The sequence below is a fragment of the Candidatus Saccharibacteria bacterium oral taxon 488 genome (assembly GCA_010202645.1).
Taxonomy (GTDB): domain Bacteria; phylum Patescibacteriota; class Saccharimonadia; order Saccharimonadales; family Saccharimonadaceae; genus Nanosynbacter.
The window spans coordinates 793871-806266 of sequence record CP047920.1 but is presented as its reverse complement, the minus strand read 5'-3'; the positions used below and the strand labels follow the sequence as shown (position 1 = coordinate 806266).

Annotated in this window: 10 protein-coding genes and 1 pseudogene; 10 read left to right on the top strand and 1 reads right to left on the bottom strand. The window is 43.9% G+C overall.

Going from position 1 to position 12396, the window contains the following annotated elements:
- Positions 1-16 precede the first annotated feature (16 nt).
- Genes radC through GWK77_04355 form a run of 7 tightly spaced genes read left to right on the top strand, consistent with a single transcriptional unit; the run spans position 17 to position 7250 of the window.
- Positions 17-670 (top strand): DNA repair protein RadC, encoded by a 654-nt coding sequence (gene radC / locus GWK77_04385; GenBank protein QHU93368.1) that lies wholly within the window; start codon positions 17-19, stop codon positions 668-670.
- A gap of 30 nt (positions 671-700) precedes the next feature.
- The gene (locus GWK77_04380; GenBank protein ID QHU93367.1) at positions 701-2188 is read left to right on the top strand and encodes an N-6 DNA methylase; all 1488 of its coding nucleotides are present in this window, start codon (positions 701-703) and stop codon (positions 2186-2188) included.
- A complete protein-coding gene (locus tag GWK77_04375) occupies positions 2188-3207 on the top strand; it encodes a cell filamentation protein Fic (GenBank protein QHU93436.1) in 1020 nt (339 codons plus the stop codon). Before GWK77_04380 ends, GWK77_04375 begins: the two co-directional genes overlap by 1 nt.
- Positions 3204-3929, top strand: coding sequence for a hypothetical protein (locus GWK77_04370; protein ID QHU93366.1), 726 nt, complete (start codon positions 3204-3206; stop codon positions 3927-3929). Before GWK77_04375 ends, GWK77_04370 begins: the two co-directional genes overlap by 4 nt.
- Entirely contained in the window at positions 3926-5137 is a 1212-nt protein-coding gene (locus tag GWK77_04365) for a hypothetical protein (GenBank protein QHU93365.1), read from the top strand. Before GWK77_04370 ends, GWK77_04365 begins: the two co-directional genes overlap by 4 nt.
- Positions 5137-6213 (top strand): restriction endonuclease subunit S, encoded by a 1077-nt coding sequence (locus GWK77_04360; GenBank protein QHU93435.1) that lies wholly within the window; start codon positions 5137-5139, stop codon positions 6211-6213. The genes GWK77_04365 and GWK77_04360 overlap by 1 nt, the downstream gene beginning before the upstream one ends.
- Positions 6214-6230: 17 nt before the next feature.
- Positions 6231-7250, top strand: a complete 1020-nt coding sequence (locus tag GWK77_04355) for a DUF4935 domain-containing protein (protein ID QHU93364.1) — start codon at positions 6231-6233, stop codon at positions 7248-7250.
- Between the two features lie 59 nt (positions 7251-7309).
- Here GWK77_04355 and GWK77_04350 read toward each other — a convergent pair whose 3' ends face one another.
- Positions 7310-8026: a hypothetical protein gene (locus tag GWK77_04350; protein QHU93363.1), complete on the bottom strand. Its 717-nt coding sequence runs from the start codon at positions 8024-8026 to the stop codon at positions 7310-7312.
- Positions 8027-8193: 167 nt separating this feature from the next.
- Between GWK77_04350 and GWK77_04345 the strand changes: the two genes are divergently transcribed.
- The 3 genes and pseudogenes from GWK77_04345 (at position 8194) to GWK77_04335 (ending at position 12388) form a co-directional block, all read left to right on the top strand.
- The gene (locus tag GWK77_04345) at positions 8194-8952 is read left to right on the top strand and encodes a hypothetical protein (protein QHU93362.1); all 759 of its coding nucleotides are present in this window, start codon (positions 8194-8196) and stop codon (positions 8950-8952) included.
- A gap of 73 nt (positions 8953-9025) precedes the next feature.
- Positions 9026-12155 (top strand): annotated as a pseudogene (locus GWK77_04340) (HsdR family type I site-specific deoxyribonuclease).
- 2 nt (positions 12156-12157) lie between these two features.
- Positions 12158-12388 carry a DUF167 domain-containing protein gene (locus GWK77_04335; protein ID QHU93361.1) on the top strand — a complete coding sequence of 77 codons (231 nt, stop codon included), beginning with the start codon at positions 12158-12160 and terminating at the stop codon, positions 12386-12388.
- Positions 12389-12396 lie beyond the last annotated feature (8 nt).

Sequence of the window (12396 nt, the reverse complement as noted above, 5' to 3'; positions counted from 1 at the left end):
TTGATATAATAAGACTATGAGAGTGCTCGACAAGCCGAAAATCGACCGTCCGCGCGAGAAATTGGCGCGTTACGGTACGGCGCGGCTGGGCGACTTGGAATTGTTGATGGCGATTATTGGCAGCGGCAATAAGCAGGCCGATGTCGGTAAAATTGCGCGCGAGGTGCTGAAAATTTTGCGTCAAAAAGGCGGTGATGTTTCGTATGATGATCTGCGCGGCGTGGTTGGTTTGGGTGAAGCGAAAATCCCGGTGATTTTGGCGAGTTTGGAACTGGCGCGGCGGTATTTGCTGGATAGTGACCAGCCAATTATTGATAGTTCAGAAAAAGCCGTTGAGCTGCTGGCCGACATTCGCGACAAAAAGCAGGAATATTTTGTCTGTCTGACGCTGGATGGTGCGAATCGTTTGATCGCCAAGCGGGTGGTGACCATCGGTACGCTGACTGCCAGCCTGGTACATCCGCGCGAGGTCTTCGCCGATGCTATCGCTGACCGCGCGGCCTCAATCATCGTGGCGCATAATCATCCGAGCGGGAGCTTGGAGGCCAGTCAGGCTGATAAAGAAGTAACGAATAGGTTGGCAGAAGCGGGGAAGCTGCTTGGTATTACGCTTAATGATCATATTATTGTCACGAAAACTAGCTACAAGAGCCTGATCCACTCAGAGTAAACGACCCTCGAATCTGATATAATTACACGTATGAACATGAGGGATCTTGAAAGGCAGTTATGGGCTGCGGCGGATAAACTACGGGGCAATATCAGTTCGTCGGACTATAAATATGTAGTGCTGGGGCTGATTTTTCTAAAATACGTTTCGGATGCGTTTTCGGTGCGATATCAGGCAGCGATTGATGAGAATTATGATCCCGAAGATCGGGATTGGTACTTGGCGGAGAATGTTTTCTGGATTCCCAAGGAGGCTCGCTGGGAACACCTGGTGGCGAGCGCCAAGCAGCCAGAAATTGGCGTACTAGTTGACAGCGCCATGGAGGCAGTTGAGCGCGACAACCCTAGTTTGAAAGGTGTTTTGCCGAAAAATTATGCTCGTGAAGCTCTAGATAAGCGTCGCTTGGGTGAACTCATCGATTTATTTACAAATATCAAATTTGACACTGCGAGTTCCAAAGATCTACTTGGTCAAGTCTACGAATATTTTATGGGTATGTTTGCCGACAGTGAGGGCAAACACGGCGGCGAATTCTACACGCCGCGCTCCATCGTCAGGTTGCTGGTAGAAATGCTTGAGCCATACAGCGGGCGTGTGTATGACCCGTGTTGCGGTAGCGGTGGCATGTTCGTCTGGAGTGAGAAGTTTGTCGAGAAGCATGCAGGCCGCGTTAGCGATATCGCGGTGTATGGTCAGGAACTGAACGAAACCACTTGGCGACTCGCTAAAATGAATATGGCAATTCGGGGGATTGACGCGAATATCAAACGCGGCGACACCTTGATGGACGACCAGCTTCCCGACCTAAAAGCCGATTACATCTTGGCCAATCCGCCGTTTAATATTAGCGATTGGGGTCAAGAACACTTGCAGGCGGACCCGCGCTGGAAATATGGCCTGCCGCCAAAGGGTAATGCTAACTTTGCTTGGATTCAACATATGATTCACCACCTAAGCCCGTGCGGTACGGCAGGTTTCGTACTGGCAAACGGCAGCATGGGCAGTCAAACTGGTGGTGAAGGTGATATTCGTAAGAAGTTAGTAACCAAGAATATGGTTGACGCCATTGTTACGCTACCATCTCAGTTGTTTTTTAACGTTGCTATACCATGCTGTCTGTGGTTTGTGTCGCGTGATCGTGCCAATCGTCACGGCAAAGTGCTGTTCATTGATGGGCGTAATTTGGGTAAAATGATAACCCGTCGTAACCGCGAGCTGACCGAAGAAGATATTGCCCGGGTGGCGAAGACATATCATGATTACAAAACTGCCAGCGCGGATTACACTGACCAGCCAGGTTTCTGTAAGGTTGCTAAATTGGATGAAATCAAGCAGCATGACTATGTGCTGACACCTGGCCGCTACGTGGGCGTTGAAGAAACAGAAGAGGACGATGAGCCGTTCGTCGAGAAATTTGCTCGGTTAACGGCTGAGCTTGAGGGGCAATTTGTGAAAAGTTGCAAGCTGGAAGCGAAGATAAAAGAGAATCTTGCCAAAATAGAGAAAGAAATCAAATGATGAATGGCGATAACCCGAACGGCGAAATGGTGGTGTATGTTGGAAACGACGGTAAGCCTCAGGTTCAAGCTAGACTGCAAGATGAAAACATATGGCTCACTCAAATGCAGTTGGCTCAGGTATTTCAAACTACGAGGCAAAACATAGGTCAGCATATTAAGAATATCTACGAAGAGAAAGAGCTTGACCCTTCGGCAACTATAAAGAAATTCTTTATAGTTCAAACCGAAGGCGCTCGTAAGGTCTCAAGGAATATAGAACACTATAATCTAGATATGGTAATAGCGCTTGGTTACCGCGTGAAGTCAAATGTTGCGACTAACTTTCGCATCTGGGCTACCGAAAGACTGCGTGAATATATCACTAAAGGCTTTGTCATGGACGATGAGCGCCTTAAAGAAAATAGCGGCGGAAATTATTGGAAAGAGCTGCTTGAGCGGATTCGAGATATTCGTAGTAGCGAAAAAATATTGTATCGGCAAGTGCTAGACTTATTCGCCACCAGTCAAGATTACAATCCGAGCTCCAAAGAGCAAATAGAATTTTTCCAGATAGTTCAGAATAAATTGCACTACGCTGTTAATATGTTGACTGCCGCCGAGGTTATTTACTCTAGGGTTGATTCTGACAAGCCATTCTTAGGACTCACGACGTTTCGTGGTCAGCAACCGACTAAAAGCGAAGCGCAAATTGCTAAAAACTATTTGACAGCCGACGAACTTAGCGTGCTCAACCGTCTCGTTAGCGCCTTTTTTGACCTTGCTGAGCTCAAGGCTATCAATCACGAACCAATGCGCATGGCTGATTGGGTACGTGAAGTTGATAAATTTGCGGCTACCTACGGCAAGGGTGTCCTTGATAATCCAGGCAAAATATCACACAAAGCAATGCTCACTAAGGTTACCAAAGAGTATGAATCATACAAAGAGCGTATGCGTAATCAAGAGCTGAGTAGTATAGAGCAGCAATATCTTAAGGAGTTGAAGGCTGTGCAGAAGAGGGTTGAGGGGAAGAAATGACCCAGATAATTGTACCTGTATTAAAGGAGGCATCGCGGTGGGGTCCAGATGATCCATATATACCTAAACCACATCAGCTTGCAAAAGCAATAGCAGAACATTTAGACGTTGATGACATTACAAAAGATGAAGTAGATTTTTTTGCCGATAGACTAATGGATAAAATTGAATCAGCTCTTATGTACTATCAGCTAATAATGGCAGATGATTTTGAGGATCGTAATATTAGTCAAAAAAGAACTATATATGAGGGTCTTTATGCTAACCTCTGGAGTTTTTATAAGGGTAGGGTGCAGAACTATCTAAATAAAATGGGCTGGGATGTGGGGTTTCTTTTTTGTAAAGAAGAGAATTTTGAAAAGCAATCTAGCAAGTTTATTCAAAAAAACCCTGACCACGAGCCTATTATGGATTACGCAAAAAAACAAAGAGATGGTTGGCAGACTAAATTTGCATCAAGTAGGAATATAGCGGAGCATTCAGGTGACTATCGGGATGGTACTGAGTATTATGACAGTCCTGACAAGGCAAAATACTTCTTTACTCAGGTTTGCTGGAGTGCCGAAACACTGATATCGTATTTTGGCAGCTACAAGATGTTGCCTGATTGGAATGTATATGAAATAAAACCGAACGCAACGATATTCGACAGAGACCCGCGATTCATTGTCGAGCATGCCTTAATTACTAATCTACGAGAAGGTAGAGTCAAATGTCTATGAATCAAGAAAATCGCATTTGCAAGGATTTTGCAATAGAGTTTGCTGTAGAGGCTAAAACTGAGATTGAGGCGATGGATAGACTCAAGGAGTTGGGTATAAAACATGCTGACACGGCAAAGCTGGAGGACCTAGATCATCAAGCCGATCTTTACATGATCAATATTCTATCTTCAGAAGCTGATTTGTCTGATAGTATCTATAATAATCTACTAAGTGCACGGGATGTCTTTATACTTTCTGATGAGCTGTCATCTGCTCGTGGCGAGAAAATACTGAGACTTACTTCTGTTGTCGAACGGCAATTAAAGAAATTGTTGATTTGCGTGCTACCAGAAATAGAGAAAGTATTGATGGATATCGTGAATACTCACCAGAAGCACAATACTAAACTTACTCCAACAGGGCGAATCGAGTGGTGTCAAAAAATTCATGATTTTTCTTTTGGTGAGATTCCTATTGTTTTAGAAAATGATGTCTCTAAAATTGCTCGAAATAAACTAGGTTCGGGCGAAGCGATGTTATTGCTTATATCTGAGTCAAAAGATTTTGACGATTTAAAACTAAGAATAGAAAAGATATTTGAATCTAAAAAAGTATGGGATATTATTAATTCTATATTAAAAAAGCCAGCGCAATACGAATATGTATCTAGAGCCTTAAATAAACTCATAGAGCTTCGTAATAATGCGGCACATCAAAATACTATAACTAGAAAAATGCTTGATGAAGCCGTCAAGAATCAAAAACACGTCATGTTGTATATTGGTGAAATAAAGAGCTCATATCGAACGGACTTAGCCAAAAGTATGGCTAAGGCATCAGAGACTCTGAGATCATTGGCGGAATCAATGATGAAACTTAACAACGATGCCTACCAAGAATACATAAAAACAATGACGTTATTATATCAGCCAATTATTGACTCAATTAGTAAGTCCGTACCGGATATGTCTAAGCTAAACTCTAATCCGGTGTCTTCTGCGTTAGAGGGTCTCGCGCTAAATAAGAACCTAGCGAGTATAAATAACGAACTGATGAAAAATATTCAACAAAATATACCAGAATACGATAAATACATAAGTATGTTTCGCTCTAATGGCTTTCAACGGGCAATAGTAAATAGTCTTTTAGAGGCCGAGGGCCTACAGGAGAAAATCAAAAAGCTGAAGGGTGGTAATAGTCACAAAAAAAGAAAGGGACAAAAATGATGCGGACAGTTTTGCTGAGTGATATTTGCAGTTATGTGAATAGTAAAATACAAGTAGAACAAGTGCAGTTAACAAATTATGTATCTACTGAAAACTTATTACAAAACAAGGGCGGACTATCAGTTGCTAACAAGTTGCCCTCTGGAAAAGTAACTGCATTCCAAGCTGGGGATGTGCTAGTATCGAACATTCGTCCTTACTTCAAAAAGATTTGGTTAGCCGATAGGTCCGGCGGCGCTTCGAATGATGTGCTGGTTTTTCGAAAACTAAATGATGAGATTTATGAAAAGTATCTATACTATATTTTAGCTGACGACAGATTCTTTTCTTTTTCGACAGCATCTGCGAGTGGGTCAAAAATGCCTCGTGGTGATAAAGTTCAGATAATGAACTATCCTGTGAAGCTACCACCACTTGACCAACAAAAGAAAATTGCCAATATTCTCGGCAGCCTTGATGAAAAAATCGAGCTTAATCGCCGCATGAACGAAACTCTCGAGCAGCTCGGTCAAGCTCTCTTTCGTCATTATTTTGTCGATAATCCTGAGTCTAAAAACTGGAAGAAAAGACCACTGGGAGAATTCTTTCCAGTTAAGACGGGTAAAAAGGATGCAAATTTTGGGATCAAGGATGGTAAATTTCCATTCTTCATATGTGCGCAAACAATTTCACACGCACCTAGTTACTCTTTTGATGGATCGGCTATATTGGTTGCCGGAAATGGGGACTTTAACATTAAGTACTATACGGGTAAATTTGAAGCTTACCAGCGTACGTATGTATTAATACCCCATAATGAAGAGCTGTTAGGATTTTTATACTTTTTAATGAAGAAAGATTTGTCGCTTATTACGGGCGGTTCGCGCGGCTCGGTAATAAAGTTTATCACAAAAGGAATGATCGAAAATTATCGTGTAGAATTGCCGGACGATAATAATCTTGCTGTTTTTGCGCCAATATTTAGCGAACTACTGGCTTTAATATCGCATAATAATGAGCAGGTATATAATTTAATTGCCCTTCGCGATACGCTTTTGCCTCAGTTGATGTCAGGAAAAGTTGGTCAAATAGTATGATAAGGCCGATAGTGTTTGTGGATACAAATGTAGTTGAAAACAAGGGGTCCGCTCAGTATTTTTTAGGCGGTCGTTCTGATTTGGAGAAAATAAGCAGAAGAGCAGACATAGGTTTACCTCGAGTGGTCTACGATGAGATTAGCAGACACATCTGTAAATACCTAATTAACCAAAAGGATAGTCTCCGGAAAAATCCACACCGGCATATTCTAAATATAGAAGATTGTGTAATTGACAATATAAACCCCAAACAGCTGGTCGATGATATAGCAAAAGATGAGTCAATTGGATACGATATTATAGACTTAGTTGATGAGAATAAGGCTTACAAAGAAATATACAACCATTCAATTATGGGTACTCCGCCGTTTGAAAAGAGCGGGGATAAGGGGTTTAAAGACACGCTTATCGCAAAAACAATTGATCAATACGTACTAGCAAATCCTGAGCGTAAAATATTTTTAATGACTCGGGATGATAGGCTAAAAGAGTATTTCGAAGAAAATGATAGAGTGTTAATCATTGATAATTATGATGATTTCGATAGGGAATATAGTGACGATAAGTTGACAGAAGAGGGAGTGATGGAAAGAGTATGGGATTATCTTGCGGAGACTGGTTTGACCGTTTTGATGAATAAGCAGCCTGACGATATATGGTTAAACCATGAAGGGAATATTGTTGCATATTTTAATGATGAGGATTTGTATTTACTAACTGACTCAACTGCGCGCGAACCAATATCATCTGTTGGTGAAGATATCAATGAGGCATTAATAAGTTTAGAAGAGGTTAACTCGTTTGCTAATGCACATATTGCGGTCGCCGAGATTGACGGTGTATTTGATTACTATAATCTAGAAAGTATTAAGCAAATAGCACGCACACTAACTTCAAATAATCAAATTTATAATATCGGAAAAGATGATGATATTGCTCAATTTGCTGCAAAAGTACTTGAAGCATTGAGGGAAAACGGAGAATTGGAATTGGCGGGAGATTTAGGAAATATGTATCAATTAAATCAACCAAAATAAAATAAATTAATTTGAAAAGAGCCGAGACCATACTCGACTCTTTCCGACCCATCTATCTATTAATAGTGGTACCTAAATTCAACCACTGGGTCAGTTTGCCACTTCCAGAAGAAAGTAATATCTTCGCCGAGTTGTTGATTTGGTATCTCCATTACTGGATTCGTACCATCGCCAAAGGGATTAGTGATATTGTAGGTAATATCTTGTGGCCTGATGACCTCGTCTCCCTTGAATAGGGCCGTGAGTGTCAGCGGTACCCCATCGCCAGTCATACTAAACGCTGGTAGTGGAGAGTAGGCTTTAAATGAATAGCGCTTCACTCCATCTTCGCCAGTGATTTCATCAATGACGGCTGACAGTTGAATTTTGATAGTTACCTGTCCTTGCGGTAACTTCAGCTTTCCAGCCCTAAACTGTTTGGCTATAGACTTTAACTCCTTATCAGTATCGTATTGGTCCTCGGACAGGCCGATCTTTTGTAGGTATGGCTTGATCCTAGATAGATCACCTTTTATACGACCCACTTGTGCTATCCGCTCACTATAGGCTTGTTCTCCGGCTGAGATAACAGCAATTGATGCGCTGAACTTGACCGTTGAGTAGGGTAGGATGAATTCTATCTCACGTTCTTGGTCGTTGTTGGCCGTGAAAACAGTCGTTATCTCAGCCGAGTCATATGTCCCGCCCATTTGCGATGTTGGCTCGACGACCACGGTCGTGTGTTGTTTTAGTATTTGTAGGTTGAGGACGGAGTCCCCAAGAGTAAGTTTATTCATAAAACTTCTCGTCTTTCCCCAGGTCTAAGCCTAGTTTACTATTGATATTTATGGTAAGATGAGAAGCACATATATACGACTGCCGGTCTACATATGTACTTAAACACCAGTTACCAGCTGGTGTTTTTATATACCCCCTTTTTTACGTTAGGTATATAACTAGTTCTATGGTAGCACATCGCGATTTATTTGCCAAGCATGAAAACGCTATATGTAGCGGAGCAAGTAAAATAAGCAACTCACTTGATAGATTAAGCAATGTTTGCTATAGTGTTAATGTGAATGAAGTACAAAAAAAGCTTCTTGACCTAGCTGAAACAGTTAACCTAAGTACGCATACGTATTACAGGTTAGCTAAGACACTTGACATTGACCATCCATACAAGGTTCAATTTGCTATAGACCAACTTGTCAAAAAAGGAAAACTGGTTAAGAACTATAAAACAGGCACGATATCTAAACCAAAAGATAACCAAGTGGTAGATGGGATGATTAACATACCCTACTATGGGTATGTTAACTGTGGTGAGGCTTTGACATTTGCTCAAGATAGGATAGAAGGGTATCTAAAAATAACCCCTAGCACTGTTTCTATATCTGATTTTCATAATCTCTTTGCCTTGAAGGCTTCTGGCCATTCTATGAATAAGGCTGATATTGGGGGTAGATCGGTCGATGATGGAGATTATATCATCGCTCGGAAGGAAGATAATTACTGTCCAAAGGATGGTGATCATGTCATTTCGATTATTGGTGGAGCAGCAAATCTTAAGAAATTCCGCAAGGATGCTAAGAACCAGCAGATTATTCTGGAGTCAGAATCTACAGAAGATTTGCCGCCTATCGTTATTAGTGAGCAAGATGTAAACAATTTGAGCGCGTATAGTATAGCTGCCAAAGCTGTCGCTGTGGTAAAGATGTCTTAGGGTCATGTTTGATTTGTGCTACAATGGCTATAAAATTAGAATGTAGCTGACTGGTAATGATTAATAAATATCTATGACCGAATCTCAAATCAAACAATACGCGCTTGATATTCTGGCTAATCTCGGCTGGCAAATTCTGCACGGACCGGATATTGGTCCGGATGGTGCTATGGCTGAGCGTGAGCTGCGGCAGGTGGTGTTGCCTGGGCGGATATATAGTGCTTTGTCGCGGCTCAATCCGCACATTCCAGAACCAGCCTTGAAGGAAGCGATGCGGCGGTTAACGCAGATTAGTAAACCAAGTTTAATTGAGAATAATCACGAATTTCATCAACTACTGGTAGCAGGCGTGCCAGTGCAGTATCGCACGCCAAGTGGCGAAGTGAAACATGATATCGTGCGGGTGGTTGATTTTACCTCGCCACGCAACAACGATTTTGCGGCGGTCAATCAGCTGACGGTTCTGCAGGGCGATTATAATCGCCGGCCGGACATTGTGCTATTTGTGAATGGGTTACCCCTGGTGGTGATTGAGCTGAAAAATGCGGCCGATACGAAGGCGGATTTGGCGGCGGCATATCAGCAGATTCAGACGTACAAGCGAGAGGTTAGTGATCTGTTCCGCTTTAATGAATTATGCGTAACGAGCGATGGACTAGAAGCCGAAATGGGGACGATCACCAGTCCGCTGGAGCGAATGATGCCGTGGAAAACGATTGACGGCGAGAAGGAAGTTGGCAACGTGCCGATGCTGGAGGTATTGCTGCGCGGTGTGTGTACGCCTGAACGCTTGCTGGATATGGTGCAGAATTTTATCGTGTTTGAGCGGGGCGATGGCGATAAATTAATCAAAAAAGTTGCCGCTTATCATCAATATTGGGTGGTGAATAAAGCGCTTGATCGGACGCTGGCAGCTAGTAGTGAACGCGGTGACCAACGGGCTGGCGTGGTTTGGCATACGCAAGGGTCGGGCAAGAGCTTGAGTATGGTGTTTTATACTGGCAAGCTGATGAAATCGCGTGATTTGCATAACCCGACCATCGTGGTGGTGACGGATCGTAATGATCTTGATGGTCAATTATTTGGTACATTTAGCACTTGTCGCGAGCTGCTGGGAGAAGATCCAAAGCAAGCTGATTCACGGAGTGAACTCAGGAAGCTACTGCAGCGCCAAGCGGGTGGAATTATTTTTACAACAATCCAGAAGTTCTCGCCTGAGGATGACGAGGATAAATTGCCAATTTTGACCGATCGACGTAATGTCATCGTGATGGCAGATGAGGCCCACCAGTCAATATGGCTTGAAGGCACATGTCCGAGCCAGTGATGCTCAGTTGGTGTATGGCTATGCTAAGTATATGCGCGATGCCTTGCCGGGCGCGAGCTATATTGGCTTTACAGGTACGCCGATTGAAACGGACGATAAGTCAACGCCAGCAGTGTTTGGCGACTATATCGACATTTATGATGTCGAGCAGGCGGTGAAAGATGGTGCAACGGTGCCGATTTATTATGAGAGCCGGCTGGTTGATTTGAATATGGACGAGGCAACGCGGCAGTGGCTGGATAAGGAAGTTGATGATTTGCTGGAGGGCGAAGAACTGAGTCGTCAGGATGCGTTGAAGGCCGAGTATGCACAAAAAGAAGCCATCGTCGGTAATAGCGAGCGGCTGAATACGATCGCTTTGGATATTATTGAGCACTTTGAGGCCCGGCAAGATGTACTGAGTGGTAAAGGTATGATCGTGACGATGAGCCGCAGTATTGCGGCTGATTTGTATGAAAAAATTGTGGCATATCGGCCGGATTGGCACAGTGACGATGACGCACGCGGTGCGGTAAAGGTGATTATTACCGGTAGTGCTAGCGACCCTGACCATTTGCAGCCGCATATTCGTAATAAACAACGGGTAAAGGCGATCGAAAAGCGCATCAAGGATCCAAATGATCCGCTTGAATTGGTGATTGTGTGCGACATGTGGCTGACAGGGTTTGATGTACCAAATATGCACACCATGTATCTGGATAAACCGCTGAAGGGTCATAATTTGATGCAGGCAATTGCCAGGGTAAATCGAGTGTTTCCTGGAAAAACCGGCGGTTTGGTGGTTGACTATCTGGGTGTAGCAGGGGCGCTGCGCGATGCTATTTCTGACTATACGCAAAGTGGTGGGCAAGGCGCACCGCAACTTGATATTGCTGAGGCGGTGGCGCAGATGCAGATGCGTTATGAAGTGGTACGCGATTTGTTTGGTAACTTTGACTATCAGCGATATTTTACCGCACCAACTAGCCAGCAGCTGCAAATCATTTTGGATGCCGAGGAATATATTTTAGGGTTGGAAGACGGTGAGAAGCGGCTGAAGCAGCATGTTTTGGAACTGAGTAAAGCATTCGCGTTGGTCATGCCCAGGCCCGAGGCGCTAGAAATTCGCGAAGAAGTGGCGCTGTTTCAGGCGGTGAAAGCTCGGCTGGAGAAAGTGTCCAGCTCGGCGGTGGTGACTGACGCCGAGTATCGCAGCGCGCTGAAACAAATTGTCGATAAAGCGATTGCGCCAGTCGGTGTGGTTGATGTGTTTGAGGCGGCGGGATTAGAAAAGCCGGAACTGTCAATTTTGAGCGATGAGTTTTTGGCGGAAATTCGTAACATGGAGCGCAAGAATTTGGCAGTGGAAGCGTTGCAAAAACTGCTGGCTGATGAAATCAAGTTACGATTTTCGCGAAATTATGCCAAGGATACGAAGTTCTCTGACTTGCTAAATCAAGCCTTGACGCGGTATAGAAATGGGACGATCGAGGCGGCACAGGTGATTGAGGAATTGATCAACATTGGACAGCAAATTCGCCAGACTGTTGAGAATGGCGCAGTTGATGGCCTCAGCGAGGATGAGATTATCTTTTATGATGCGCTGGTTGAAAATGGCAGTGCCCGTGAAGTGCTGGGTGACGCGCAACTGCGCGATATCGCAAAAGTGTTGCTAGAGCAAGTGCGTCGTGATGCTACGATTGACTGGGCAGAGCGCAGGAATGTTCAGGCAAAACTGAAAGTTAACGTCAAAAAGACGCTGGCAAAATATGGCTACCCGCCAGATCAGCAGGCGTTGGCAACTGACATGGTATTAGAGCAGGCCAAGCGCTATGGTAACGAGTGGAGTCATAAGCGCGCGGCGTATGACGCTGGCGGAGCGAGTTTGCTGGATTAAGTATGAAAATCTCTATCCACCTCAAACCCAACTCCCGCCACCGCGAAGAAGTGGTGGTTGGTGACGATGGTGTGCTGACGATTTACACCAAGGCTCCAGCCATTGAAGGGCGGGCAAATATGGCGGCGGCGAAGTTGCTAGCAAAATACTTTGGCGTGGCTGTATCAAAGGTAAAATTACTGCGCGGCGTAGCTTCGAAATATAAGGTTTTTGAGGTGGATAAGACAGAGTAGTTGCCGCA

Coding starts and splice junctions, on each gene's coding strand:
- radC (QHU93368.1), top strand. CDS start 17: ATGAGAGTGCTCGACAAGCCGAAAATCGACCGTCCGCGCGAGAAATTG.
- GWK77_04380 (QHU93367.1), top strand. CDS start 701: ATGAACATGAGGGATCTTGAAAGGCAGTTATGGGCTGCGGCGGATAAA.
- GWK77_04375 (QHU93436.1), top strand. CDS start 2,188: ATGAATGGCGATAACCCGAACGGCGAAATGGTGGTGTATGTTGGAAAC.
- GWK77_04370 (QHU93366.1), top strand. CDS start 3,204: ATGACCCAGATAATTGTACCTGTATTAAAGGAGGCATCGCGGTGGGGT.
- GWK77_04365 (QHU93365.1), top strand. CDS start 3,926: ATGAATCAAGAAAATCGCATTTGCAAGGATTTTGCAATAGAGTTTGCT.
- GWK77_04360 (QHU93435.1), top strand. CDS start 5,137: ATGCGGACAGTTTTGCTGAGTGATATTTGCAGTTATGTGAATAGTAAA.
- GWK77_04350 (QHU93363.1), bottom strand. CDS start 8,026: ATGAATAAACTTACTCTTGGGGACTCCGTCCTCAACCTACAAATACTA.
- GWK77_04345 (QHU93362.1), top strand. CDS start 8,194: ATGGTAGCACATCGCGATTTATTTGCCAAGCATGAAAACGCTATATGT.
- GWK77_04335 (QHU93361.1), top strand. CDS start 12,158: ATGAAAATCTCTATCCACCTCAAACCCAACTCCCGCCACCGCGAAGAA.